This is a genomic window from Frigidibacter sp. MR17.24 (assembly GCF_037095655.1).
Classification (GTDB): Bacteria; Pseudomonadota; Alphaproteobacteria; order Rhodobacterales; family Rhodobacteraceae; genus Frigidibacter.
This window is the reverse complement of sequence record NZ_JBAWKE010000001.1, coordinates 348,064-373,530: the sequence shown is the minus strand read 5'-3', so window position 1 is coordinate 373,530 and position 25,467 is coordinate 348,064. Positions and strand designations below refer to the sequence as shown.

Below are 25,467 nucleotides of genomic sequence, written 5' to 3'. Positions count from 1 at the left end.
CATGACCGACCACAGGCCCGACGCCACGTCCGCCTCCAGCCCCGTCTCCAACCCGGTCTCCGGCACGGCCCCCGGCCCCGACGCGGCGCCGCTTCCGATCCGCGACGCGGCGACGGTGATCGCGCTGCGGCGCACGGGCAGCGGCCCGGCGGTGCTGATGGGCCAGCGCGGCGCGGGCGCGGCGTTCATGCCGTCGAAATTCGTCTTCCCCGGCGGCGCCGCCGATCCGGGCGATGCCGGCCTGCCCTTCGCCCGCCCGCTCGAGACCGCCTGCGCCGCGCGGCTGGGGCCCACGGCGGCGACGCTGGCGGGCGCCGCGATCCGCGAGCTGTTCGAGGAGACCGGCCTGCGGCTGGGGCGCCCGGGCGCCTGGCAGGACCCGCCCGCCGACTGGGCCGATTTCGCCGCGACCGGGCTTCGGCCCGACGCGCTGCCGCTGCGCTTCATCTTCCGCGCGATCACGCCGCGCGGCCGGCCGCGGCGGTTCGACGCGCGGTTCCTGCTGATCGACGCGGCCGATCTCGACGGCGATCCCGACGATTTCTCGCGCGCGACGGACGAGCTGTCGCACCTGGCCTGGGTGCCGCTGGCCGAGACCCGGGCGCTGGACCTGCCCTTCATCACCGAGGTGGTACTGGCCGAGGTCAGCGCGGCGCTGGCCGCCGCCGGCAACGGGCCGATCCCGCGCCCGGCGGGCGTGCCGTTCTTCGACAATTCCGGCGCCGTCAGCCGGTTCCGCCGGATCGCCTAGGCGATCACCGCGACCAGCAGCACGACGCTCGCCACCACGAGACCGGTGCCCGCCAGTTCGCGCGGGGTCAGCCGCTCGCGGAAGACCAGCGCCGAGACCATCAGCGTGAACACGATCTCGACCTGGCCGAGCGTGCGGACATAGGCCGCGTTCTGCAGCGCGAAGGCGGTGAACCAGCCCAGCGAGCCCAGCATCCCCGTGACGCCCACCCAGACCGTGCGGCGCCAGGCGCGGACCACGCGCGCAAGCTCGCCGGGTTCGCGCCAGGCCAGCCAGGCCGCCATGCCAAGGCTCTGGGCGGTGGTGACCGCGGCCAGCGTCGCCACCGCGCGCAAGGCCGCCGGGCCCGGCATCAGCTCGAGCGTGGCGCCGCGGTAGCAGATCGCCGACAGCCCGAAGAGCCCGCCCGCGGCCACGCCGTAAAGCGTCGCGCGCGACAGCAGCCCGCCGCCCGTGGCCCCCGCCGGGGCGCGCGACAGCAGCAGCACCCCCGCCAGCCCGACCGCGATCGCGCCCATGCCGGCGGCCGAGACGCCCTCGCCCAGAAGCACCGCCGAGAACAGCGCGACCTGCACCGTCTCGGTCTTGGTGAAGGCCACGCCGACGGCGAAATTGCGCAGGCTGAACAGCGCGACGGTCATGTAGGTCGCGCAGACCTGCGCCGCGCCGCCGGCGAGGACGAAGCCCCAGAACGCGGGCCCCGGCGCCGTTGCCAGTCCGGTGGCCAGTCCGGTGCCCCCCGCCTGCGGCCCGCCGCCAAGGCCAAGGCCCAGCGCCAGCGCGGTGCCCGCCAGCGCCAGCGGCGCGCCGAACAGGAACCGGCTGAAGGTGGCGCCGCCCGTCGACAGGCCGGCCCCCTTCAGCCGCTTCTGCAGCATGAAGCGCAGCGTCTGCAGCGCGGCGGAGACAAGGGTGACGGCGATCCAGATCGGCATGGCTCGCTGCTTGCCACGCGCCGCGGGCGAGCGGAAGCCCCCTCAGGCCAGCGACAGCATCGCCGCGACGAATGCCTCGGGCGCCTCCTGCGGCAGGGCATGGCCCGCGCCCGGCACGATCCGCCGTTCGTAATGCCCGGTGTAGCGGGCGCGGGTCAGGTCCGTCGCCGGCGGCGGGTCGACGCCGTCATCGGCCCCGAGCAGCACCACGGTCGGCACCGCGATCGCGGGCTGCGCGGCAAGCTGCGCCTCGATCGGGTCGAAGGCGGGGTCGCCGGGGACCAGCCCGAAGCGGTGGCGGTAGGAATGCACCACGACCTCGGTGAAGTCGGGGGTGTCGAAGGCGGCGGCGCTGGCGTCGAAGGTGGCCGCGTCGAAGGCCCAGGTCGGCGACCACAGCCGCCAGATGTGCTGGCACAGCGCCCGTCGCCCGGTCTCCAGCGCCCGGCGCCCGCGCTCGGAGTGGAAGTAGTACTGGTACCAGTACCGGGCCTCGACCTCGGGCGCGGCGGGCCGGCCCGCATTCGCGATGTCCTGGATGTTGTAGCCCTGCCCGCAGCTCACCAGCCCCGCCGCGCGCGCGGGCCAGAGCGCGGCGACGATGCAGGCCGCGCGCCCGCCCCAGTCGAAGCCGCCCAGGTGCGCCCGCTCGATCCCCAGCGCGTCCATGAACGCCAGAAGGTCCGCGCCCAGCGCCGCCTGCTGGCCCGAGCGCATCGTGCCGGGCGCGCGGAACCGTGTCGGCCCGTAGCCGCGCAGCCAGGGCACGAGGCAGCGGAACCCCCGCGCCGCCAGCGCCCGCGCCGCGGCGTCGAAGGCCTGCACGTCGTAGGGAAAGCCGTGCAGCAGGATCGCGGGCGGCCCGTCGGGGGGGCCGAACTCGCGGTAGGCCACGTTCAGCGCGCCCGCCTCGACCGTCCGGTGCGTGGCCGTACCAGTGGCCGTACCGGTGGCCGTACCGGTGGCCGCGCCTGCCGGCCTGTCCGGCGGGGCGCCTGCGGGTGTCGGCAGCCCTGTGGCCACTGCACCGGCCGCTGCGCCGCCGGACCCGGTGTCTTCCCCAGTCCCTGCCCCGGCCTCTGCCCCGGTCCCTGCCATGTCCCCCGCGGATCCCGCGGCCGTCGTTCCGAACCTCGCCATCGTCGCCTCCCCCGTTTCCCCGCCCACAGGCTAGGCCCGCGAGGGGGGCGCGGGCAAGGCGGCGCTACGGGCCGGGCGGCGGCAGGGCGCGGCGCAGCGGATGCGGCACCGGGTCCTTGGCGCGCCAGAGATGGGCGCGGAACACCTCGCCGTACGAGCCGTAGCGATAGCCCTCGTTCTTGGCCAGGAACGCCTCGCGCCGCGCGGCGTAGAGCGCGGGCAGCCGGTACCAGGCGACGGTCGGGTGGGTGTGGTGCACCGAGTGCAGGTTGTTGTTGAGAAACAGCAGCGCCAGCGGCCCCCGGTCCTCGACGATCACGGTGCGGCCCCGGGCGCGCTCGTGCGCCTGGTGTTCCAGGAAGGTGCGGATCTTCAGCACCGACATCGCGCCGTAGGCGCAGCCGAGATAGGCCCAGACCGGCATCTCGGCCACCGACCACAGCCACAGCGCCACCGGCACCAGCCCCAGCGCGTGCAGCGCCCAGTCGCGCCGGATCACCCGGTCGCCGCGCAGGATCGCGCGCAGGTCGTCGCCGCAGAACACGACGGCCCCGATCGCCGGCCCGAACGCCATCCGCCCCGCCAGCGTGTTGTTCCACCGCAGCAGCCGGCGCGCCCAGCGCGGCAGCCGCCCCCAGCGCGCCGGGTGCAGGTAGTTGCTTTCGGGATCGTCGTAGGGGTCGGTCAGGTTCTCGTCGAAGTGATGCGCCAGGTGGGTGTCGCGGAAGCGCCGGTAGGGATACATCAGCCCCAGCCCCACGAAGACCAGCGCCTCGTTCAGGCGCGGCCGGCGGAACGGGTGGCCATGCAGCACCTCGTGCTGGAGCGAAGAGTGCAGCACGATCGCCAGCCCGGTGAGCACCGCGCCCAGCGGCGCGAAGCCGTCCCAGGCCCAGGTCGTGCCCATCCCCCAGGCCAGGTAGCACGCGGCCATCAGCCCCAGCGTCGGCCATTCCGTGCCGGTGTCATGGCGGCCGGCCACCACCTGCGCCCCGGTCTCCGCGGCGATCCGCGCCTCCTGCTCGCGCGGCCCCGGCGCGATCGACGTGTCCTTCGCCACCGTCTTCCCCCTGTCGATTGTCCCCGGGTCAGGCTGTGCCCGCGATCCGGGCGCGGCGCAATCGCGCCGACGACGCGGAATGCGTCGATTTCAGGCATCTGCCCGGATTCAGGGCATCGCGTGCCGGGGTTGCCCATCGCGACTCCCATTTTCGCGCGGCGCAGGGCAGGGTCGGCCCTGCGCCCCGCCCGCCCTCTCCGCCCGGTCCGCCGTGCCCACCCGGGCCGTCCGCGGCACCGGCACCGGCCCCCGGACCGGAATGACACCCGGACCCGGAACCGGACCCTGGACCGGACCCTGGACCGACGGACGGAGCGGTCCCCGCCCCGCGCCCCAAGCCCCGCCCCGGGCCGGAGCGGATCGGCGCGGATCGGACCAGCGGCGCGACGACCCAGACCGGAGCCTGCCATGACCCTGCCGCCCCCCGCCCCCCAGCCTGCCCCGCAGTCTTCCCCGCAACCTGCCCCCCAGCCTTCCCCGCAGGCGCTGCGCATCGCCCGGCCCAGCGCCGATCCCTGGGCACTGCTGCCCTTCTACCGCGACGGCCTCGGCCTGCGGCAGATCGGGTCGTTTCGCGACCACGACGGGTTCGACGGGCTGATGCTGGGTCTGGCGGGCGCGGGCTGGCACCTCGAGTTCACGCACCATGCCGGGCAGGCCGCCGTGCGCGCCCCGAGCGCGGACAACCTGCTGGTGCTCTACCTTCCCGACACGGCGGCCTGGGAGGCGGCGGTGGCGCGGATGCGCGCCGCCGGCTTCCCGCCGGTGCCCGCCTTCAACCCCTACTGGGACCGGCGCGGGCGCAGCTTCGAGGATCCCGAGGGCTGGCGCACCGTCCTGCAGAACGCCGCCTGGACCTGACCGCCCGCGCGGCCCTTCCGCCCACCGCCCCCGCTCCGGCCAGCCCCCCCCGGCCCCCGGCGGCGATCCGGCAGGCGGTCCCGGCAGGCGGTCCCCGCCTCGGCCTGCCCCAGCCCGCCCCGCCGCCCGGCCGTAGGCCCGGCACCCTTCGGCCCCACCGGACACGCGACCGCGCGGATCGGGCGTGCCGCGGCCTCCGTGCGGCGAGCGTCGGCGGAGCGGCGAGGCGCCTGTCCCTCCCCCGCCGACACCGGACCGCCAGCTTACGCAGCCCGACGTCGTCCCCTCCGTGTCCTCGCGGCGTCAATGGCTTCCACGGCCCCCCTTATCGGGCGCCTCCCGCGGGCCGTGGCCCGGGCGCTCCGCCCCCGTGGCGAGGGGCAGGTGCTTGCCGTCGCCCCGTCCTGCGAACACCGCGGCGCCCATGCACGCGACGCTACCCTTCCCACTCCATGCAATTCCGGCATCCATAGCCGCCCCGGGGTACCCGACCGGACAGTTCATATGCGTCCCGTCACGGACGCCACCTTGCCAACGACAGAGACCGTGGACAGGGGTTGCGGCCTCGGCGGGTCGGCGCCACGGGCGGGCGCCGGAGGACGGTGCAGACGTGTCGGCCAAGGCGCACGGCGCGGCCGTTGTGGCACGGAGCGGCGATGCGCGATCTCGGTCGGGCTGGGCCGCGACGGCCGCGCCCTGCCGGGTCAGCGGGGGCGCACGGCGCCGCGGGCGTAGCCGTTGAACGCCAGCGCCACCTCGGCCGCGGCGACGAGATCGCCCCGCGCCGAGGGGGTGCGCGACACGATCGCCGCGAACCGGCCCGAGGGCGTGCCCAGCGCCGCAACCCGCGCGTCGGCGTCCATCCACAGCACCCAGATCGGCTCGGTCCCCCAGTCCGGGCGCCCCTCGCCCAGCGGGCCGATCCGGCCCGGGCCGACCATCCCCGCCGTCATCGCCAGCGGCGCCGGGCCGCGCGGGCCGCAGGCGGTGCCGGTGACGGCAAAGCCGGCAGCCCCGCCCTGCCAGTGTTCGCGCGTGATCGCGCAAGGGGCGCGGCCCGGCGGCACCAGATCGGCGACGACATACCATGTGCCCGCGAAGCGCGCCGGGTCGAACAGCGCCTGCGAGGCGATCATCACGCCGGGGTCGCGCGCGCCGGGCGGCAGGCTCGGCGGGGCGGGCGGCGCCGCGCAGCCCGCAAGCGCGGCGAGCGCGGCCAGGGCGGCGAGCGCGGGGATCGCCCGGGGGCGCGGGATCATTCGATGCATTGGGTGACCGCCTCCCCGCGGTCAGTGAGCACCGGGTGGCAGCCCAGAAGCGGCGCCACCGGGGCGCAGGTCCGGTTCGCGGCGAGGCAGGCCGTGGAGCAGTCCGAGGCCTTCCGGCAGCTGCGCCCGGCATCGCGCGGCCGGGTGAAGCAGGTCCAGAGCGAGGATCCCGGCCGGCGCGGCGCGAAGCTGCCGCCCTGGCGGCGGCAGGTGGCGGCGAGCGTGGCCAGCGCCGGCGGCACCGGCGGTGCGGCATTGGCGGGCGCGGCATTGACAGGGGGGGCATTGGCGGGCGGGGCCACCCTGGAGGCTGCCGTCCCCGTGCCTGGCGTCGCGGAGGTCGTCGCCGGCTCCGCGGATGTCGGTGCGGCTTTCGCCGCCGCCGCCGGCGATTTCGCCAAGGCCGCCTCCGGTGTCTTCGCCGGGGTCTTTTCCGGGGCCGTCCCGGGTGCCTTCGCCCCCGCATCCGCGGTCTCGGCAGACGCCTTGCCCGCAGCCGCCCCCGCAACCGCCCCCGCAGCCGCCCCCGGCTCCGGCAGCGCCGTGGCCACGATCGCCTCGGTCTCGATCCCGGGCGCGATGGCCGCGTCGGGCGCCGCGGCCCCCCCCCGCCCGGGCAGGCCGAGCTGGCAGCCCGCCAGCAGCAGCGCGCCGGCCAGGGCCACGAGGGCCGGGCCGCGGAGGGGCGCCGCGCGCATCAGTACGGCAGCGGGTGCTGGCGGTGGATGCGGTCGAGCGCGGCCATCACCTCGGGTGCCAGCGTCAGATCGGCCGCGCCGACGGCGGTCCTGAGCTGCTCCATCGAGGTCGCGCCGATGATCGGCACCACCGGGAACGGCCGCGCCATGGTCCAGGCGATCGCCATCTGCGCCGGGTCGAGCCCCTGCACCCGCGCGAGGTCGACATAGGCATCCGCCGCCGCGAAGGCGCGCGGCGCGACGCGGCCGCCCAGGTCGGGCGTGCGCGACCGGCGCGAGCCCGCGGGCGTCGCGTCGCCATGGTACTTGCCGGTCAGCAGCCCGACGGCGAGCGGCGAATAGGCCAGCAGCGTCAGCTTCTCGTTCACCCCCAGTTCGGCCAGGTCGGTGTCGTAGTAGCGGCACATCAGCGAATATTCGTTCTGGATCGCGATCGGGCGCGGGCCATAGCTTTCCCCCGCGAGCCGGATCCATTCCGACATGCCCCAGGCGCTTTCGTTGGACGTGCCCCAGTTCAGCACCTTGCCCTCGGCCTTGAGGTCCGAGAGCGCGCCGAGGCAGTCCTCCATGTTGGCCAGTGTCGCGGCGCGGTCCTGCTTGCTGGCATCGAAGCCCCACATCTGGCGGAAGTGGTAGCTGCCGCGGTTGGGCCAGTGGAACTGGTAGAGGTCGATGCGGTCGGTGCGCAGGCGCTTGAGCGAGGCGTCGAGCGCGCGCCGGATCGAGACCGGGGTGATCTCCTCGCCGCCGCGCGCAAGGCCGCCCTTGCCGCCGATCTTGGTGGCCAGCACCACCTCGTCGCGCCGCCCCGTGGCCGCGAACCACGACCCGATGATCTCCTCGGTGCCGCCGATCGTCTCCTTCGAGACCGGGTTGGTCGGGTACATCTCGGCCGTGTCCCAGAAGTCGACCCCCTGGTCGAGCGCCCAGGACATCTGTTCGTGGCCCTCGGCCTCGGTGTTCTGGGTGCCCCAGGTCATGGTGCCAAGGCAGATGGCCGAAACCATCGGCCCGTCGGGTCCGAGCTTCACGCGCTTCATGGGGGAGCCTTCCTGTCGCTGTCGTCGCTGCCGGCCGGGAGGGGCCGGCGGCGGGCACAGTAGCCAAGCGCGCGGAAGGCTCAAGCCCCCCGCGCGTCCCCGGGGGTCGCGGTGCGGCCCGCCACCGCGCGCAGGTCGCACCGCGGCCGGCGCCGGGACCGGGGCCGGCGGCCCGTCAGCGGAGGCGCCGGCGTCGTGGCCGGCGTCGGGGCCTGCGCCCCGGGGGTCAATTCCCCGGGTCAGACCCTGCGCGGGCGCCGGGGTCGGCGTCGGGGCTCAGTTCGGGGGGTCAGCCCCGGGATCAGCCGCGGGCGACCGCGTCCCGGCCCGGCGCCACCGCGGCCGGCGGCGGCATCAGCGCCTCGGACAACCGGGGCACGAATCGCAGCGCGAAGCGCTCGGCAAGGGCGTCGATCTCGAACGGGCCTGCGGGGCGCTCGGTCTCGACCGCGGCGAAGAAGCCCTCGAACCCGCCGGGGGTGACGACGGTCATGATCGCGCCCGGCGTGGTGCCGACGTTCTGGAACCGGTGCACCGCGCCGCGCGGCACCACGATCACCCCGCCCTCGGTCAGATCGACCCGCGTGCCGTTGCACCAGAAGGCGAAGCGGCCCGACAGCACGCGGAAGAACTCGTCCTCGCGGTCGTGGACGTGCAGCGGCGGGCCTTCGCCCGGGGGCACCTCGGCCTCGAACACGCCAAGGCGCCCGCCGGTCTGCTCCGCCGAAATGCGGATCATGTGGGGGCCGAAGCCGGTGGCGAGGCGACCCGCGCCGGCAGGGGAAAAGGCAGCCGTATCGAAAGGTTTCATCTGTCACTCCATCAAAACTATCGTACTCAAGTGCGGTGGGTATACTCACGCCCAGGTTGCCGATAAAGCCGGTGCACCCGGCAGCACTGTCTTGATGAGCTGACAGATGAAAACGGTCGATCCGCTGCATGGCGTCCTGGCCTTCCTGGCCGTGGCGCGACGGGAAAGCTTCACCGCCGCGGCCGAGGACCTCGGGCTGTCGCGCGCGACGGTCAGCGCGCAGGTCGCCGACCTGGAACGGCGGCTGGCGGTGCGGCTGTTCCACCGCTCGACCCGGCTCGTGCGGCTGACCCCGGCGGGCGAGGCCTATCGCGCGCATCTCGCCGATCTCGAGACGCGCGTCGCCACCGCCGAGCGCGCGGCGCGGGCCGAGCATGGCGCGCCTGAGGGCCGGCTGCGGCTGACCGCGCCGCCCGATTTCGCGCATCGCTTCCTTGTGCCCTGGGCGACCGAGTTCCTTGCGGGGCATCCGGGCATCGAGATCGAAATGGACGTCTCATCGGAGACGCGCCACCTGATCGAGGGGCGCTTCGACCTTGCCGTGCGCGGGGTGATCGAGGTGGCGCCGAACCTGATCACCCGGGCGCTGGGGCAGTCGCGCTTCTATACCTGCGCCGCGCCGGGCTATCTGGCGCGGGCGGGGGCGCCCGCCGTGCCGGCGGATCTCGCGCGGCACGACCTGCTGCATTTCTCGCCGCTGCGGCGGGGCCGGATCTGGACGATGACGCGGGGGGACGAGGTCGTCGAGGTGCCGATCGCGCCGCGGCTGGCGCTGCCCGACGGGACGGGGCTGATGCGGGCGGCGCTGATGGGCGGCGGGATCTGCCAGCTGCCGGCCTTCGTCGTCGGCGACGAGATCCGGGCGGGCCGGCTCGTCGAGGTGCTGGCGGACTGGAGCGCGGGGGCGGTGCCGCTGCACGCCGTCTATCCCGACAACCGGCTGATCGCGGCGCGGGTGCGCGCCTTCGTGGGCTTTCTCGCGCGCAAGGCCGCCGCCGAGCCCGACCTGCGGCGCGAGATCGGCGGGGCGTGACCGCGCGGCGCGCCCCGTCTTGCCCCCGCCCCATGACGCCCCCGCCTGCCGCCCCCGGCACCGGCGCGACGCCGGACCCGCCGCGGGCGTGGTCCCCTCGCGGCCCCGCCCCGCCCATCCCGGGCCGTACGCCTTGGCCTTCGCCCCCCCCACCGCGGGACGCGCGCGTACGCAACGATCTCGGCGTCACCCGCCCGCCCCGCTGCCCTGCGCCGGACCGGGGGCGAGGCGGGATGCGGGCTGGCCAGCGTCCCCGGGCCAAGCCCTTGTGACGATGGCCTCTTCGCGGACGGCATCCCGGATGCCGCCGGGCCACCGTCGGGCCACCGTCGGGCTATGCCACCGGGCCGGCGCCACCCCCCCCTTGCGGCTGCCCGGGAAAGCCCCGCCGGCCTCCTCCGGCCCGCGCGGGAAACGCGGCCGGGCCCGGTGCCCCTCGCCCCGCGGCTGTTGGGGCAGGCCCGGCCCCTCCGGCCCCCACCCAGCCGGCGAAGGGCGCGCGGCCGGGCCGTGCACCGCGGCTGTCCGGGCAGGCCCGGCCCCCGTCGGGTGCGCGCTGCCGTTGCGGCAGCGGGGCGCAAACAACCGCCGGCGGGGCGCAAACGGCCGGGACAACGGCGCAGAATCGGCTAGGGTGCCCCCGCCATGCGCCTGCTGATCTCCTTCACCGCCCTGTTCCTGTCCGTGATCTTCACCCAACTCGGTGCCGGCGGCGTCGCGCCGCTCGACGCGGTGTCGGGGCTGGCGCTCGGCTTCACCACGGCGCAGGTCGGCCTGCTGGGCTCGGCGCATTTCCTGGGCTTCTTCGCCGGCTGCTGGTGGGCGCCGCGGCTGATGGGCTCGGTCGGCCATTCCCGCGCCTTCGCCGCCTTCACCGCCATGGGCACGATCGGCATCGCCGCGCACATGATGATCGTCGAGCCGAACGCCTGGGCGCTGATGCGCACGCTGACCGGCCTGTCGGTCGCGGGCTGCTACACGATCGTCGAGGCCTGGCTGCAGGCCTCGGTCACCAACGAGACGCGGGGCCGGGCCATGGCCACCTACCGGGTCGTCGACGTCGGCGCCTCGCTCGCCGCGCAGCTGATGATCGGCGTGCTCGAACCCTCGGCCTATGCCTCCTACAACCTGCTCGCCATCCTCGCCTGCGCGGCGCTGCTGCCGATGGCGCTGACCAAGGCCAAGCAGCCCGCCACCCCCTCGGCGCCGCGGCTGCGGCCGTTGCTGGCGTGGCGGATGTCGCCGCTGGCCGCGGTGATGGTCGTGGTCTCGGGGCTGACCGGCGCCGCCTTCCGCTTCGTCGGGCCGGTCTATGGCGCGGCGGTGGGGCTGCGGCTCGACCAGATCGGCATCTTCCTTGCGGCCTATGTCGCGGGCGGCTGGGTCGCGCAGATCCCGGTCGGCTGGCTGGCCGACCGCTTCGACCGCCGCAGCGTCCTGCTGGGCCTGTCGATCGGCACGCTCTTCGCTTCCGGCCTCGTGGTCGGCGCGGCGCAGCTTGGCGCGGTGCCGCTGTTCGCCGCCGCCGCGATCTTCGGCTTTGCCACGCTCACGCTCTATTCCGTGGCCTCGGCCCATGCCAACGACTTCGCCGAGACCCACGAGCGGGTCGAGCTGTCGGCGGCGCTGATGTTCCTGTACGCCGTCGGCGCCATCGCCTCGCCGGTCGGGGCCTCGTGGCTGATCGGACGCTTCGGACCGACGGCGATGTTCGCCGCGATCGCGCTGATCCATGTCGCGACCGTCGCCTTCGCCCTGACCCGGATGCGCGCCCGCCCGGCGCCCGAGGTCGGCACCCGCACCGCCTATGCCTGGGTGCCGCGGACCTCGTTCACCATCGGACGGCTGCTCGGGCGCCATCACCGCTGAGCGGCGGGCCGCCTCCCCCTGCGGCCGAACCCGCGCCGGGCGGCGTGATCCGGCCGCCGATCAACCGTGAGGTGATCAACTCAGGGCAGGTTCCATCAAGATATCCAAGGAATAGGCTCGGCGCGAAAAGTTCCGCCTGCAATGTGCAGGAAACACTGAATTTCCCTTTAAGGTGACGGGAACGGGCCCATTGAAAGGCAAGAATATGGCGGGTAGAACTTAATTCGGATGACAGCGGATCCAATCGGGCGTCAGCTGCGTTCCGCCCGTACGCGATGCGGTAAGCTAGCTACCATCGCGGTGTTATGAGTAGTGAGTTTCGCACGCGTGCCGAGGGTGCGTCTGCATGTTGCCTCCCCACACATGACGCGTCTCGAAAGGAATTGGATTTGAAGACTCTTGCACTCGCCAGCGCGGCCGTCGTCGCACTGTCCACCGCGGCCGGCGCCGCGACCATCTCGCCGTACAACTACGGGCTCGCCGACTCGACCGGCGACAGCGTGCTGACCACCGGTGAGACCTACTCGATCACCTACGAAACCGGCGGCCTGACCTGGGACATCGCCGAGTTCTCGTTCACGGCCAACGGCTTTGCCGGCAACCTGAACCAGCTGTCGTTCACGATCACCGATGCGTCGGGCGCGAACCTCTACACCTTCGACCCCGCGAGCGGCACGACCGTTGCCAACGGCACCCGCTTCGTTTCGGGCTTCACCACCGATCAGAACATCACCCTGAGCTTCTCGTACGACGGCGCTCAGCCGGCGTTCGCGAACTACACCTTCACCGCCACCGTCGCCGACACCCCGGCGCCGGTGCCGCTGCCGGCCGCTGGCCTGCTGCTGCTCGCGGGCGTCGGCGGTCTCGCCGGCGTGAAGCGTCTGCGCCGCAAGGCCTGAGCTTCGGCGACATGATCGGAAGGGGGCGCGCCAGTCGCGCCCCCTTTTTCGTTGCGCGCTCCGTGGTCCCGCACGCCCTCGCCGCGCCGCGGCGCCGCCCACCCGGACGCGGCCACGTGCTGCCGCTGGCCCTTCAGCCTGGGCTGCGCTAAAGCAGGCGCCAGACATTCAAGACACCGCGCAAGGGACGTTCATGGCACGGATCCTCATCACCTCGGCCCTGCCCTACATCAACGGCATCAAGCATCTGGGCAACCTCGTGGGCAGCCAGCTGCCCGCCGACCTCTATGCCCGCTACATGCGCGACCGCGGCCACGAGGTGATGTTCATCTGCGCCACCGACGAGCATGGCACCCCGGCCGAGCTGGCCGCGGCCAAGACCGGCGAGGCGGTGGCCGACTACTGCGCGCGGATGCACGAGGTGCAGGCCGAACTGGCGCGCGGCTTCCGGCTGAGCTTCGACCATTACGGCCGCTCCTCGAGCCCCGAGAACCACGCGCTGACCCAGGGCTTCGCCGGCGCCCTGGCCGCCAACGGCTTCATCGAGGAAGTGTCGGAAAAGCAGGTCTATTCGATCGCCGACGGCCGCTTCCTGCCCGACCGCTACATCGAGGGCACCTGCCCGAACTGCGGCTATGACCGCGCCCGGGGCGACCAGTGCGAGAACTGCACCAAGCAGCTGGACCCGACCGACCTGATTAATCCCCGCTCGGCGATCTCGGGCTCGACCGAGCTTGAGGTGCGCGAGACCAAGCACCTGTACCTCAAGCAGAAGACGCTGAAGGGCGAGATCGACGGCTGGATCGACGCGCAGAAGGACTGGCCGGTCCTGACCACCTCGATCGCGAAGAAATGGCTGCATGACGGCGACGGCCTGCAGGACCGCGGCATCACCCGCGACCTGAACTGGGGCATCCCGGTGAAGAAGGGGACCGAGGACTGGCCGGGCATGGAGGGCAAGGTCTTCTACGTCTGGTTCGACGCGCCGATCGAATACATCGCCGCGACCGCGGAATGGGCGGCGAAGACCGGCCAGGGCCCCGAGGCCTGGCAGCGCTGGTGGCGCACCGACAAGGGCGCCGAGGACGTCCGCTATGTCCAGTTCATGGGCAAGGACAACGTGCCGTTCCACACCCTGAGCTTCCCGGCGACGATCATGGGCTCGCGCGAGCCCTGGAAGCTCGTCGACTACATCAAGTCGTTCAACTACCTGAACTATGACGGCGGCCAGTTCTCGACCAGCCAGGGGCGCGGCGTGTTCATGGATCAGGCGCTGTCGATCCTGCCGGCCGACTACTGGCGCTGGTGGCTGCTCAGCCACGCGCCCGAAAGCTCGGACAGCGAGTTCACCTGGGAGAATTTCCAGGTCTCGGTGAACAAGGACCTCGCGGATGTGCTGGGCAATTTCGTCAGCCGGATCACGAAGTTCTGCCGCTCGAAATTCGGCGAGGCCCTGCCCGAGGGCGGCGCGTGGGGCGAGCGCGAACAGCAGCTGATCGACGAGCTGGGGCCGCGGATCCGCGCCTACGAGGGCTTCATGGAGGCGATGGAGGTGCGCAAGGCCGCCTCCGAGCTGCGGGCGATCTGGGTCGCGGGCAACGAGTACCTGCAATCGGCCGCGCCCTGGACCGTGATCAAGACCGAGCCCGAGCGCGCCGCGGCGATGGTGCGGCTGTCGCTGAACCTCGTGCGGCTCTACGCGGTGCTGTCCGAGCCCTTCATCCCCGATGCCGCGGCGACGATGCTGGCGGCGATGAAGACCGACGATCGCAGCTGGCCCGGCGATGTCGCGCAGGCGCTGTCGGTGCTGCCGGCCGGCCATGCCTTCGAGACGCCCGAAGTGCTGTTCGGCAAGATCACCGACGAGCAGCGCGAAGACTGGGCCGCGCAGTTCTCGGGCGTGCGGACCTGAGCGGGATCGCCGGCGGGCGACCTTCGCGCGATGCGTGAAGGTCGCCATGCAAGCGGCTGATCAGCCGGCGATCCTGTCGCCGATGCCGGTGCCCGCGACCCAGGCCAGCCAGATCAGCGCGCCGAAGTAGACGATCGTGATCACGTTGAACGCATAGCCCGCGATCACCATCGCGCCGTCGCGCTGCATCATGCCCAGCGACAGCAGCAGCACCGCGATCCCCGGCAGCGTGTTCGAGAACGGCACGAAGCCGAAGGGCGCCATCAGCAGGATGCCCGCCAGCATCAGCATCACCCCGTTCCAGCGCGCGACCGCCCCCGGCGTCGTCAGCCCGGTCAGCCGCGGCTTCACGAAGCGCTCGACCCGCGCGACGATGCCCGCGCCGCGTTCCAGCGCCGCGCGCAGCTTCGCGGCCGGCAGGTCGCGGTCCAACACGCGCTCGGGCAGCCAGGGCATCCGGTTGAGCGTGATCGCCAGCGCGATCAGCACGATCGCCAGCCCGAACACGGTCGAGACGCCCGGGATCGACACCGGCAGCAGGAACGGCAGCGAGGCGAGGCCCGAGATCATCAGCAGCCCCTGCTCGCCGATCATGGCCATCAGGCGGCGCAGGGTGATGCTGTCGCCGTCGATGCGGCGAATCGTGCTGTCGAGCGCGGCGGCGAACCCGCTGTCGGTATCGGCGAAATGCGGGTCGGCGGTCATGTGTCGGGGTCCCGGATGACGAGGCCGGCCCGAGTGCCCGGCCGGTTCAGGCGCAACGCGTCAAGCAGCGCCGCGGGTCCCGGGAAACGGAAGGGCGCCCCCGGGGGGACGCCCTTCGCTGAATTCTCAGGCCAGCGCGAGGTTGATCGCGGATTCGCGACCGTCGCGGCCCGGCTGGATGTCGAAGGTCACCTTCTGGCCGTCCTTCAGTTCGGTCAGGCCCGCGCGCTGCACGGCGGTGACGTGAACGAAGACGTCTTTCGAGCCGCCATCGGGGGCGATGAAGCCGTAGCCCTTGGTGGCGTTGAACCATTTGACGCTGCCGCTAGCCATGCGTCTCTCTCCTCTGTTACGCCGCCCGCGGTATTGCGGCGGCCCGGCATGACGTGTTCGAAAAACTGCAGCCAGTGGGTAACAGGATCGACAGGCACGTAGCCTCTAATGGTATGAACGCGGTGAAGGCATCTGGCAAGCCTTTGCCTGCGCAGAATGTCGCAGTCCGGCAAGGTTCCGCACCGCCGCCCGCCACCTGCCGCAAGCGCCTGATTCCGGCATCAAATCCGGCACCGGATCCGGCATTCTGGAACCGGGATTCCAGCACCGCGCGGGCCCGGCGCCGGCCCCGGCGGCCCGCCGTCCTGCGGCACCGGAGACCGCTCCGGACACCGCGCGCGAAGGGGCGCGATTGCGTGATTCGCACCGGCATTGGTACCGGCATTCGTATCGGGAATTCGGACCGGGCAGTCGTACTGCGCGCCGGGGTCGAGGCCGAGGGCCACGGCGCGGACGAGGGAGTGGCACGGGGGAGCGGCACGGGGGAGCGCCACCGGGCGCCTGCGGGCCTATTCCGCCGCCGCCGGTCTTGGCACGGCCAGCTGCGCGACCGCGGTCGCCGCGTCCTGCACCGCCTCGGTCACGCCGCGCGGCAGGTTGGCATCGCCGATCCGCACCACCCGCAGCCCCGCCGCGCGCAGCGCCGCCTCGGGCCCGGTCTCGCTGATCGTGCGGTCGAGATGGACCACCAGATCCACCGCCCCAAGCGCCGGGCGCGGCTCGTCGAAGACGCCCTTCAGCACCAGACGGCCCTGCGACAGCGACACCGCCTCGGCCCGGTCGACGATCGTCACCCCCGCCCGCGCGAGGCCCCGCAGAAGCGAATAGGCGGTGGTGAGCCCCTCGCCCTCGCCCGGGTGCAGGCTTGAGGTCACGAAGCTGACCCGGCCCCAGCCCGCCGCCTTCAGCCGCTCGGCCGTCAGCATCCCCGCGAGCCGCCCGAACCGGTCGAGCACCACGGCATGCCCCGCCGCCCGCGGCGCGGGCAGGTCGTAGGGGCCGCATTGCGCCCCCTCGCCCGGCACCGGCACGAACCGCGGGCGCGAGCCGGTGGCCAGCAGCACCGCCGCCGGGCCAAGCGCCGCGACCGCCGCCGCCGTCGCCGGCGCGCCCAGCCGCAGCTCGATCCCGAGCCGGCCGATCTCGCCCTGCCACCAGTCGATCAGACGGCGGAACTCGACGCGCGAGGGGGTGTCGGACCAGACGGCCATCTGCCCGCCGACGGCGCTGCCGGCCTCGAACAGCACCGCGCGCCCGCCCGCCAGCGCCACCCGCCGCGCGGCCTCGAGCCCGGCGGGCCCGGCGCCGATCACCGCGACGCAGGTGCCGGGCGCGAGGCGGGCGGGACCATGCGCCAAACCGGGGCCGAAGTCCGGGCTGGCCATGCAGGTCAGCCCCTCGTGCGCCATCAGCGCGTTGATGCAGGCATTGGCGCCGATGCAGGGGCGCACCTCGGCGGCCCGGCCGGCCTGCGACAGCGGCAGGATCCGCGGGTCGGCGATGTTGGCGCGCACCATGCCCACGAGGTCGGCCTCGCCCGCCGCGAGGATCTGCTCGGCCAGCGCGACCGAGGTCACGCGCCCCACGACCGCGACCGGCAGCGCGGTGAAGCCCGCCGCGTGCAGGGCCCGCCGCACCGTGCCGGCGGCGGCGCGGAAGGTCGCGGGCGCGGCCGGCGTCGGCGGCCAGTGATCGACCCGGGCCATCTTGCGCAGGTTGTTGCCGCCGGTGACGCTGACATAGTCCACGAGCCCCGTGCGCGCGATCTCGACCGCGATGCGGCCGGCCTCGTCGGGATCGACGCCGCCCTCGATGAACTCGTCCCCCGCCATGCGGATGCCGAGGATCCGGTCGGGTCCCAGCGCCGCGCGCACCGCCGCCAGCACCTCGATCGGATAGCGGCAGCGCGCGGCGAGATCGCCGCCATAGCCATCGCCGCGCCGGTTGGTGGCGGGGCTGAGGAAGCTTGCCAGCAGCATCCCGTGCGCGAGCGAGACCTCGACCCCGTCGAGATCGCCCGCGCGGCAGCGCGCGGCCGCGGCCGCGAAGCGCGCGGTGATCCAGTCAAGCTCGTCCCGGCTTGCCTCGCGGCTCATGCGCTGCGTCAGCTCCGAGCGTTCCCACGAGGCCGAGACGATGTGCTCGCCCGCCGTCTCCATCCCGCCGACATGGGCCAGCTGCGCCAGCATCAGCCCGCCCTCGTCGCGCACCGCCGCGGCCAGCGCGCGGTAGCCGGGGATGATGCCGTCGTCGACATTGACGAGCGTCCGGCCGTCGGCCCAGACCTCGGAGGCGATGACGGGCGTGGCGCCGGTGATCTGCATCCCCAGCCCCGCCGCGGCGCGGGCGCGGTGATAGGCGATGTAGCGCGCGCCGGGCCGGCCGCCCTCGGCCAGGCCGGGCTGGTGCGCGGGCAGGTAGACCCGCGCGCGCAGCTGCCGGCCCCGGATCGTCAGCGGCCGGGCGGAGAGGGGATAGCGGGGGGCGTCGGTCACGTCGGGCTCCTTCGCGGGCAGTCGGGGGCGCGGGTCGGGGTCGCGGGGGCGCGGGTCGGGCGGGCCGGTTCGGCGGGCCGGTTTGGCGAGCGGTGGCCCGATCAGACGCCGCGACCGTTCGCCTGCAAAGGACTTTCGCACGGCACGGCCCGTTTTCGCCGGGGCTGCCCGTTTCGCGGGCGCCACCGACTGGCCCCACCCCGGCCCAATCCCGGCCCCGCCGTGGCATCGTCCCGGCATCGTCCCGCCGCCCGTCGCCTCACCCGCCTCACGTCGCGCGCCCGGCCGTGCAGGCGCGAATGCAGGCATCTCGCGCCCAGCCTCCCGCCCGTCCCCCGCCCCATCCCCCGCCTTCCCCCTTGCGCGACGGCGGTGCCGGGACTAGGTAGCGAGGGACTTCATCCGTTGGGGTGCCCCTGCCGCGTGCCGGGGCTGAGAGGCCGAGGCGCCAACCCATCGAACCTGATCCGGTCAGTACCGGCGGAGGGAACGGATGCGCGCAAGGCCCCCCGGCGGGGGCGGACCGCGCCGATCCCCCCTTCGCCGCCACGACCGCCGCAGAGGAGGCGGCAGATGGCAGCCAAGAACGGCACGACCGACCGCGGCGCCCCGGTGGCGCTGACGATCGCGGGGTCGGATTCCGGCGGCGGCGCCGGGATCCAGGCGGATCTCAAGACCTTCTCGGCGCTGGGCGTCTACGGCGCCTCGGCGGTGACAGCGATCACCGCGCAGAACACCGTGGGCGTGCAGGGCGTGGCGGCGATCGCGCCCGCGATGGTCGCGGCGCAGATCCGCTCGGTGCTGGACGACATCCGCGTCGACGCGGTCAAGATCGGCATGCTGGCCACGCCCGAGGTGATCGCGGCGGTGGCCGGGGCGCTGCGGGGCTATGACGGGCCGGTGGTGCTGGACCCGGTGATGGTGGCGAAATCGGGCGACGCGCTGCTGGCCGACGCGGCGGTCGAGGCGCTGGCCGAGACGCTTCTGCCGCGCGCGACGCTGCTGACCCCGAACCTGCCCGAGGCCGCGCGCCTGCTGGGGGCCGCGCCGGCGCGGAACGCCGCGACGGCCGAGGCGCAGGGCCGGCGGCTGCGGGCGATGGGGGCGGCGGCGGTGCTGATGAAGGGCGGTCATGCCGAGGGCGCGACCTGCACCGACCTGCTGGTCGAGGCCGGCGGCACGCTGGCGCTGCATGCCCCGCGCCTGGCCACGCGCAACACCCATGGCACCGGCTGCACGCTGTCCTCGGCGGTGGCGGCGGGGCTGGCGCACGGGCTTGCGCTGCACGACGCGGTCGAGCGGGCGCATGGCTGGCTGCAGGGCGCGATCGCGCAGGCCGACGGGCTGGGGATCGGTGCGGGCCACGGGCCGGTGCACCATTTCCACGCGCTCTGGCCCCGGCTGGCGGGAGAGCGGCGATGAAGGCGCATATCCTGGGCGGCGGCGTCATGGGCCTGTGCACGGCGGTCGAGCTTGCCGGGCGCGGCATCGAGGTCAGCCTGCACGATCCCGCCCCCGCCCCCGGCCCCCATGCCTGCAGCTGGTGGGCGGGCGGCATGCTCGCCCCGTTCTGCGAGGGCGAGACCGCCGAGGAGCCGGTCGTGCGCCTTGGCCAGCGCGCCGCCGGCTGGTGGCGGGACGCGGGCGTCGAGGTCACGCAGGGCGGCACGCTGGTGCTCGCGCTCGGGCGCGACCGGCAGGAGCTGGCGCGCTTCGCCCGCCGCACCGAGGGGCACGAATGGCGCGACGGCGCGGGCCTCGCGCAGCTGGAGCCCGGGCTGGCCGGGCGCCACGACCGCGCGCTGTTCTTCCCGACCGAGGCGCACCTGACCCCGCGCAAGGCGCTGGCGCGGCTGCGCCGGCGCGCGGCCGAGATGGGCGTCGCCTTCACCGGGGCCGCGCCGCGCGACGCGCGGGCGATCGACTGCCGCGGGCTGGCCGCCCGCGACGCGCTGCCCTCGCTGCGCGGGGTGCGCGGCGAGGCGGTGACGCTGCACGCGCCCGACATCGACTATGCCCGGCCGATCCGGCTGCTGCATCCGCGGATCCCGGTCTACCTGGTGCCGCGGGGCGACAACCATTTCATGCTGGGCGCGACGATGATCGAAAGCGATGCCCGCGGCCCCGCCAGCGTGCGCTCGGTGATGGAGCTGCTGAGCAGCGCCTATGCGCTCGACCCCGCCTTCGGCGAGGCCGAGATCGTCGAGATCGGCTGCGACGCGCGGCCGGCCTTCCCCGACAACATTCCCCATCTCGTGGAGCGTGACGGGGTGCTGTACCTCAACGGGCTGCACCGCCACGGCTACCTGATGGCGCCGGTGATCGCGGGCATGGCCGCCGATCACCTGACCGGAACCCGCAAACCGGAGCTGATGCTGTGAAAGTCTTCCTCAACGGCGAGGCGCTCGAATTCGACGGCGCCACCCTGGCCGAGGCGCTGGCCGCCGCCGGCTATGGCGAGGCCAGGGTCGCGACCGCGGTGAACGAGGAGTTCGTCCCCGCCGGCGCCCGCGCCGCCACCCCCCTCTCTCCCGGCGACCGCATCGAGGTCGTCACCGCACGGCAAGGAGGCTGAGATGTCCGATCCCGTCACCTTCTACGGCACCGAGGTCGGCTCGCGGCTGATGCTCGGCACCTCGCAATACCCCTCGCCCAAGGTGCTGGCCGAGGCGTTCCGCCGCTCGGGCGCGGGCATCGCCACCGTCTCGGTCCGGCGCGAGGCCGGCGGCGGCCAGGCGGGCGCCGAGTTCTGGCGGCTGATCGGCGATCTGGGCGTCAGGGTGCTGCCCAACACCGCCGGCTGCCATTCCGCGCGCGAGGCGATCACGACCGCGCAGATGGCGCGCGAGCTGTTCGGCACCGACTGGATCAAGCTCGAGGTGATCGGCGATGCCGACACGCTGCAGCCCGATCCCTTCGCGCTGCTCGAGGCGGCGAAGGCGCTGGTGGCCGAGGGCTTCAAGGTCTTTCCCTACATGACCGAGGACCTGATCCTGGCCGAGCGGCTGCTGGCGGCGGGCTGCGAGGTGCTGATGCCCTGGGGCGCGCCGATCGGCACCGGGCTGGGGCTGAACAACCGTTATGGCCTGCGCAGCCTGCGCGCGCATTTCCCCGAGGTGCCGATGGTGATCGACGCCGGGCTCGGCCTGCCCAGCCAGGCCGCCGACGCGATGGAGCTGGGCTTTGACGCCGTGCTTCTGAACACCGCCGTCGCCCGCGCCGGCGACCCGGTGGCGATGGCCGAGGGGTTCGCCCTGGCGCTGAAGGCGGGCCGGCTTGCCCACCTGGCCGACCCGATGGAGCCGCGCGACATGGCCGCGCCCTCGACCCCCGTCCTTGGAAAGGCGTTCCTCGCATGACACTCGACCGTTTCTACCCGATCTTCGAAGATGCCGACTGGATCGAGGCGATGGTGCCGCTGGGCCTGCGTCTGGTGCAGCTGCGGGTGAAGAACCGCGACGAGGCCGCGGTGCGCGCCGAGATCGAGCGCGCGCAGGCGGTCTGTTCCGACTATGGCTGCACGCTGGTGGTCAACGACTACTGGCGCATCGCGATCGAGCTTGGCTGCGACTGGGTGCACCTGGGGCAGGAGGATCTCGACGATGCCGATCTCGACCAGATCCGCGGCGCGGGGCTGCGGCTTGGCGTGTCGACCCATGACGAGCTGGAGCTGGACCGGGTGCTGGCGCTGCATCCCGACTATGTCGCGCTGGGGCCGGTCTGGCCCACGAAGCTCAAGAAGATGCGCTGGGAGCAGCAGGGCCTGGAGCGCGTCACCGAGTGGAAGCAGATCATCGGCGCGGTGCCGCTGGTGGCGATCGGCGGGCTGACGATCCCGCGCGCGGCCGAGGCCTTCGCCGCCGGGGCCGATGTCTGCTCGGTCGTGACCGACATCACGCTGCACGAGGACCCCGAGCAGAAGGTGCTCGACTGGCTGGCCGCGACCCGCGGCCCCGAGGGCGGGGACCGCGACGGGGCCGAGGCGCTGGAGGAGATCACCGGCTACGAGGGGCGCCGCGGCGACGAGGACGACGACGGCCCCGACATGGCCGACGAATGGCTGTCGGGCAAGCGATGAGCCGCTACGCCCGCCAGATCGCCGTCACCGGCCCCGCGGCGCAGGAGCGGCTGGCCGCGGCCCATGCGCTGGTCGTCGGCGCGGGCGGGCTGGCGGCGCCGGTGCTGCAGTACCTCGTGGGCGCCGGGATCGGCCGGGTGCGGCTGGTCGATCCCGACGTGGTCGACCTGTCGAACCTGCACCGCCAGACGATCTTCACCGAAGCCGATGTCGGCCAGCCCAAGGTCGCGGCGGCGGCGGCGCGGATGGCGGCGCTGAACCCCGCGACCGCGATCGAGCCGGTGCGCGCGGCGCTGACCCCGGGCAATGCGGCGGCGCTGGCCGAGGGGGTGACGCTGGTGCTGGACTGCGCCGACAGCTTCGCGGTCAGCTACATCCTGTCGGACCTGTGCCTGGCGCGCGGGCTGGCGTTCCTGTCGGCCTCGGTCGTGGGCACCGACGGCTATGCGGGCGGGTTCTGCGGCGGCGCGCCCTCGCTGCGGGCGGTGTTCCCGGACCTGCCGCAGCGCCTGGGCTCCTGCGCCACCGACGGCGTGCTGGGGCCGGTCGTGGGCGTGATCGGGGCGCTGCAGGCGCAGATGGCGCTGGCGGTGGCCACGGGCGCGGCCCCCTCGCCGCTGGGCCGGGTGGTCAGCTTCGACGGCGCGAGCTTCCGCACCGGCGGCTTCCGCTTCGATCGCGCGCCCGAGCCCGGCCACGCGCCGCGGTTCCTCGACCCCGCGACGCTCGATCCGCGCGATTTCCTGGTCGACCTGCGCGGCGCCGACGAGGCGCCCCTTGCCCATCCCGCCGCGCGGCGGCTGGGCGTCGCCGATTTCGGCGCCGGCGGGCCGCACCCCGCGCCCGGCCAGCGCGCCGTGATGATCTGCCGCTCGGGCCAGCGCGCCTGGGCCGCCGCCGAACGACTGCATTCCCACTGGCCGGGCGACATCGCGCTCGTGGCCATGGGCGATTTCATGGGAGAGACCGAAGAATGACTGCCACCCGCCCGACCTCGCTGACGCTGTCCGCCCTTGTCGCCTGCGCGATCGCGGGCCCCGCCGCGGCGCAGGAGCCCCGGCACCTGAGCCTGATGCTCGACTGGTTCGTGAACCCCGATCACGGCCCGATCATCGTCGCGCAGGAAAAGGGCTTCTTCGCCGACGAGGGGCTGGAGGTCGAGGTGATCGCCCCCGCCGACCCGTCCGACCCGCCGAAGATGGTCGCCGCGGGCCGCGCCGACATCGGCATCGCCTACCAGCCGCAGCTGCACCTGCAGGTGGCCGAGGGAATGCCGCTGGTGCGCGTCGGCACGCTGGTCGCGACGCCGCTGAACTGCCTGCTGACGATGAAGGACGGGCCGGTGCAGTCGGTCGCCGACCTCAAGGGCCGCAAGGTCGGCTTCTCGGTCGCCGGGGTCGAGGAGGCGCTTCTGACCGCGATGCTCGCCCCCGCGGGCCTGACGCTCGACGACATCGAGATGGTCAACGTCAACTGGTCGCTGTCGCCCGCGGTGATGTCGGGCCAGGTCGACGCGGTCATCGGCGCCTACCGCAATTTCGAGCTGAACCAGATGGCGCTCGAGGGGGTCGAGGGCACCTGCCTCTACCCCGAGGAGAACGGCGTTCCGACCTATGACGAGCTGATCTACATCGCCAATCCCGACACGATGGACCGCCCCGCGATCGCGAAGTTCCTGCATGCCACCGAACGGGCGGCGCAGTGGATCGTGAACCACCCGCAGGAGGGCTGGGAGGTGTTCGCCTCCACCGCGCCGGAGCTGAAGGACGCGCTGAACGAGAAGGCCTGGGCCGACACGCTGCCGCGGTTCTCGCAAAGCCCCGCCGCGCTCGACCAGGGCCGCTATGCCCGGTTCGAGGCCTTCCTGCACGACGCGGGCCTGATCCCCGAGGTCAGGCCGGTGTCCGACATCGCCATCGACCTTGGCGCGGAGACGGCGGAGTGAGCGGCTACGGCGCCACCTTCCCCGCCCTGCGCGCCGCGGCGGGGGCGCACTGGCCGGCCTATGCCCGCCATGCCTTCGTCGAGGGGCTGGGCGACGGCAGCCTGCCGCGCGCGGCCTTCCTGCACTACCTGCGCCAGGACTACCTGTTCCTGGTGCAGTTCGCCCGCGCCTGGGCGCTCGCGGTGACCAAGGCACCGGACCTGGCCGCGATGCGGGCCTGCGCGGCGACGGTGCAGGCGCTGGTCGAGCACGAGATGTCGCTGCATGTCGCGACCTGCGCCGCGGCCGGCATCGATGCCGCCGCGCTCGCCGCGACCGAGGAAGAGGTCGAATGCGTGGCCTATACCCGCTTCGTGCTGGATTGCGGGCATTCGGGCGATTTCCTCGACCTGCTGGCGGCGCTGGCGCCCTGCGTGCTGGGCTATGGCGAGATCGGCGCGGACCTTGCGGCGCGCGCCGGCTCGGACGCCTACGGCGACTGGATCGCGACCTATGGCGGGGCCGAGTACCAGGGCCTGTGCGCCGAGATGGGCGCGCTGCTCGACCGCACGGTCGCGGCCCGCATCGGCGCGACGCCCGCGGCCGCGCCGCGCTGGGCCGCTCTGTCGGGGATCTTCACCACCGCCACCCGGCTCGAGGCGCGGTTCTGGGACATGGGCCTGCGCGGGGCGGGCGCGTGACCGCGCCGGGGCTGCGCCTGACGGGCCAGGCCCGCTTCGGCGCGGCGCCGCTGTTCCCGCCGCTGGACTTCAGCGCCCCCGCCGGGCGCTGGACCTGCCTGCTCGGGCCCTCGGGCGTCGGCAAGTCGACGATCCTGCGGCTGTTCGCGGGGCTTGAGACCGGGGCCGAGTTCGACGGCACGGTCGCGGCCGACGACGGGCGGGCGCTGGCGGGGCGGCTCGCGATGATGGCGCAGGACGACCTGCTGCTGCCCTGGCTTGACGCGATGGGCAACCTCGGGCTTGGCGCGCGGCTGCGCGGCGGCCGGCCCGACCGCGACCGCGCGCGCGACACGCTCGCGCGCGTCGGGCTGGCCGGGGCCGAGGCGCGGCTGCCCTCCGAGCTGTCGGGCGGCCAGCGCCAGCGCCTCGCGCTGGCGCGCGTGCTGATGGAGGACCGCCCCGTGGTGCTGCTTGACGAGCCGTTCTCGGCGCTCGACGCGGGCACGCGGGCGCGGATGCAGGCGCTGGCGGCCGAGGTGCTGACCGGGCGCACCGTGCTTCTGGTGACGCATGACGCCGCCGAGGCCGCGCGGATGGGCGAGCGGATCTGGCACCTGACGGCGGGCGGGCTTGAGGATCTCGGGGCGCCCACGACGCCCCTGCCCCGCGCCCCCGACGCCCCCGAGGTGCTGGCGACGCAGGCACGCCTCTTGCGCGCGCTGATGGCGGAGGAGGCCTGATGACATCCGCGAAGGCCCTGCACGCCGCCGCGCCCCGGCCCCCGGCGCGACCGGACCGGGACCGGCCGAGCTATGGCGCCGTCCCCCGAGAGCGGAGGGCTTCCCCCCTCGCCCGCAGGCCGGCGCCGTGGCGCGGCATCGCAGCTTGCGCGCATCCGGCGGGCTTGCGCGGGGCGGAGCCGGTCGCAGCGCGCTCGGGCGCAGCGGGCTTGCGCGGGGCAGGTTCGCATAC

General features: G+C 73.9%; 24 protein-coding genes, 1 pseudogene and 1 riboswitch. Of the genes and pseudogenes, 15 read left to right on the top strand and 10 right to left on the bottom strand.

Translation table 11 applies throughout. The annotated features are described in order from the left end of the window. Nucleotide 1: 1 nt before the first annotated feature. The gene (locus V8J39_RS01815) at nucleotides 2–751 is read left to right on the top strand and encodes an NUDIX hydrolase (RefSeq protein ID WP_336459159.1); all 750 of its coding nucleotides are present in this window, start codon (nucleotides 2–4) and stop codon (nucleotides 749–751) included. Here the strand turns inward: V8J39_RS01815 and V8J39_RS01810 are convergent. The 3 genes from V8J39_RS01810 to V8J39_RS01800 form a co-directional block, all read right to left on the bottom strand. After that, a complete protein-coding gene (locus V8J39_RS01810; protein WP_336459158.1) occupies nucleotides 748–1,686 on the bottom strand; it encodes an EamA family transporter in 939 nt (312 codons plus the stop codon). The genes V8J39_RS01815 and V8J39_RS01810 overlap by 4 nt on opposite strands. Before the next feature lie 42 nt (nucleotides 1,687–1,728). Continuing rightward, nucleotides 1,729–2,580: an alpha/beta fold hydrolase gene (locus V8J39_RS01805; protein ID WP_336459157.1), complete on the bottom strand. Its 852-nt coding sequence runs from the start codon at nucleotides 2,578–2,580 to the stop codon at nucleotides 1,729–1,731. Between the two features lie 310 nt (nucleotides 2,581–2,890). Continuing rightward, on the bottom strand, nucleotides 2,891–3,760 hold the full coding sequence (locus V8J39_RS01800; protein WP_336460169.1) for a fatty acid desaturase: 870 nt from the start codon (nucleotides 3,758–3,760) through the stop codon (nucleotides 2,891–2,893). A gap of 534 nt (nucleotides 3,761–4,294) precedes the next feature. On the opposite strand from V8J39_RS01800, the gene V8J39_RS01795 reads away from it, so the two are divergent. Continuing rightward, nucleotides 4,295–4,747 (top strand): VOC family protein, encoded by a 453-nt coding sequence (locus V8J39_RS01795; protein WP_336459156.1) that lies wholly within the window; start codon nucleotides 4,295–4,297, stop codon nucleotides 4,745–4,747. A 704-nt stretch (nucleotides 4,748–5,451) separates the two neighbouring features. Here the strand turns inward: V8J39_RS01795 and V8J39_RS01790 are convergent. From V8J39_RS01790 to V8J39_RS01775, 4 genes are all read right to left on the bottom strand, one after another. Then, nucleotides 5,452–6,006, bottom strand: coding sequence for a lipocalin (locus V8J39_RS01790; RefSeq protein ID WP_336459155.1), 555 nt, complete (start codon nucleotides 6,004–6,006; stop codon nucleotides 5,452–5,454). Then, nucleotides 6,003–6,317 (bottom strand): hypothetical protein, encoded by a 315-nt coding sequence (locus V8J39_RS01785; RefSeq protein WP_336459154.1) that lies wholly within the window; start codon nucleotides 6,315–6,317, stop codon nucleotides 6,003–6,005. The genes V8J39_RS01790 and V8J39_RS01785 overlap by 4 nt, the downstream gene beginning before the upstream one ends. Nucleotides 6,318–6,712: 395 nt before the next feature. Beyond that, the gene (locus V8J39_RS01780) at nucleotides 6,713–7,753 is read right to left on the bottom strand and encodes an aldo/keto reductase (protein ID WP_336459153.1); all 1,041 of its coding nucleotides are present in this window, start codon (nucleotides 7,751–7,753) and stop codon (nucleotides 6,713–6,715) included. 301 nt (nucleotides 7,754–8,054) lie between these two features. Next, complete coding sequence (locus V8J39_RS01775) at nucleotides 8,055–8,564, bottom strand: cupin domain-containing protein (RefSeq protein WP_336459152.1); 510 nt, start codon at nucleotides 8,562–8,564, stop codon at nucleotides 8,055–8,057. Nucleotides 8,565–8,670: 106 nt separating this feature from the next. Between V8J39_RS01775 and V8J39_RS01770 the strand changes: the two genes are divergently transcribed. The 4 genes from V8J39_RS01770 to metG all read left to right on the top strand — a co-directional run bounded on the left by V8J39_RS01770 (nucleotide 8,671) and on the right by metG (nucleotide 14,277). Further along, complete coding sequence (locus V8J39_RS01770) at nucleotides 8,671–9,597, top strand: LysR family transcriptional regulator (protein WP_336459151.1); 927 nt, start codon at nucleotides 8,671–8,673, stop codon at nucleotides 9,595–9,597. Nucleotides 9,598–10,242: 645 nt separating this feature from the next. Beyond that, on the top strand, nucleotides 10,243–11,466 hold the full coding sequence (locus V8J39_RS01765; protein WP_336459150.1) for an MFS transporter: 1,224 nt from the start codon (nucleotides 10,243–10,245) through the stop codon (nucleotides 11,464–11,466). 389 nt (nucleotides 11,467–11,855) lie between these two features. Next, on the top strand, nucleotides 11,856–12,365 hold the full coding sequence (locus V8J39_RS01760) for a VPLPA-CTERM sorting domain-containing protein (protein ID WP_336459149.1): 510 nt from the start codon (nucleotides 11,856–11,858) through the stop codon (nucleotides 12,363–12,365). Between the two features lie 193 nt (nucleotides 12,366–12,558). Continuing rightward, nucleotides 12,559–14,277 carry a methionine--tRNA ligase gene (metG, locus tag V8J39_RS01755; RefSeq protein ID WP_336459148.1) on the top strand — a complete coding sequence of 573 codons (1,719 nt, stop codon included), beginning with the start codon at nucleotides 12,559–12,561 and terminating at the stop codon, nucleotides 14,275–14,277. Nucleotides 14,278–14,337: 60 nt separating this feature from the next. Here metG and V8J39_RS01750 read toward each other — a convergent pair whose 3' ends face one another. From V8J39_RS01750 to V8J39_RS01740, 3 genes are all read right to left on the bottom strand, one after another. Continuing rightward, complete coding sequence (locus tag V8J39_RS01750; protein WP_336459147.1) at nucleotides 14,338–14,982, bottom strand: exopolysaccharide biosynthesis protein; 645 nt, start codon at nucleotides 14,980–14,982, stop codon at nucleotides 14,338–14,340. Between the two features lie 126 nt (nucleotides 14,983–15,108). Further along, the gene (locus V8J39_RS01745; RefSeq protein ID WP_336459146.1) at nucleotides 15,109–15,315 is read right to left on the bottom strand and encodes a cold-shock protein; all 207 of its coding nucleotides are present in this window, start codon (nucleotides 15,313–15,315) and stop codon (nucleotides 15,109–15,111) included. A 509-nt stretch (nucleotides 15,316–15,824) separates the two neighbouring features. Further along, nucleotides 15,825–17,810: an oxidoreductase gene (locus tag V8J39_RS01740; protein WP_336459145.1), complete on the bottom strand. Its 1,986-nt coding sequence runs from the start codon at nucleotides 17,808–17,810 to the stop codon at nucleotides 15,825–15,827. Nucleotides 17,811–18,206: 396 nt separating this feature from the next. Beyond that, nucleotides 18,207–18,316: riboswitch (TPP riboswitch) on the top strand. A gap of 67 nt (nucleotides 18,317–18,383) precedes the next feature. Between V8J39_RS01740 and thiD the strand changes: the two genes are divergently transcribed. From thiD to V8J39_RS01695, 9 genes and pseudogenes are all read left to right on the top strand, one after another. After that, on the top strand, nucleotides 18,384–19,232 hold the full coding sequence (gene thiD, locus V8J39_RS01735) for a bifunctional hydroxymethylpyrimidine kinase/phosphomethylpyrimidine kinase (protein WP_336459144.1): 849 nt from the start codon (nucleotides 18,384–18,386) through the stop codon (nucleotides 19,230–19,232). Beyond that, nucleotides 19,229–20,191 (top strand): FAD-dependent oxidoreductase, encoded by a 963-nt coding sequence (locus V8J39_RS01730; RefSeq protein ID WP_336459143.1) that lies wholly within the window; start codon nucleotides 19,229–19,231, stop codon nucleotides 20,189–20,191. The genes thiD and V8J39_RS01730 overlap by 4 nt, the downstream gene beginning before the upstream one ends. Then, nucleotides 20,188–20,385, top strand: a complete 198-nt coding sequence (thiS, locus tag V8J39_RS01725) for a sulfur carrier protein ThiS (RefSeq protein WP_336459142.1) — start codon at nucleotides 20,188–20,190, stop codon at nucleotides 20,383–20,385. The genes V8J39_RS01730 and thiS overlap by 4 nt, the downstream gene beginning before the upstream one ends. Before the next feature lies 1 nt (nucleotide 20,386). After that, nucleotides 20,387–21,169: a thiazole synthase gene (locus tag V8J39_RS01720; RefSeq protein WP_336459141.1), complete on the top strand. Its 783-nt coding sequence runs from the start codon at nucleotides 20,387–20,389 to the stop codon at nucleotides 21,167–21,169. Next, nucleotides 21,166–21,759, top strand: a pseudogene (locus V8J39_RS01715) (thiamine phosphate synthase); the annotation flags it as partial. The gene V8J39_RS01720 and the pseudogene V8J39_RS01715, both read left to right, overlap by 4 nt. A gap of 125 nt (nucleotides 21,760–21,884) precedes the next feature. Further along, entirely contained in the window at nucleotides 21,885–22,865 is a 981-nt protein-coding gene (locus tag V8J39_RS01710) for a HesA/MoeB/ThiF family protein (protein ID WP_336459140.1), read from the top strand. Continuing rightward, a complete protein-coding gene (locus V8J39_RS01705; protein WP_336459139.1) occupies nucleotides 22,862–23,833 on the top strand; it encodes an ABC transporter substrate-binding protein in 972 nt (323 codons plus the stop codon). Before V8J39_RS01710 ends, V8J39_RS01705 begins: the two co-directional genes overlap by 4 nt. Next, on the top strand, nucleotides 23,830–24,513 hold the full coding sequence (tenA, locus tag V8J39_RS01700) for a thiaminase II (RefSeq protein ID WP_336459138.1): 684 nt from the start codon (nucleotides 23,830–23,832) through the stop codon (nucleotides 24,511–24,513). Before V8J39_RS01705 ends, tenA begins: the two co-directional genes overlap by 4 nt. Further along, nucleotides 24,510–25,235 (top strand): ABC transporter ATP-binding protein, encoded by a 726-nt coding sequence (locus tag V8J39_RS01695; RefSeq protein ID WP_336459137.1) that lies wholly within the window; start codon nucleotides 24,510–24,512, stop codon nucleotides 25,233–25,235. Before tenA ends, V8J39_RS01695 begins: the two co-directional genes overlap by 4 nt. The last annotated feature ends 232 nt before the right edge of the window (nucleotides 25,236–25,467 follow it).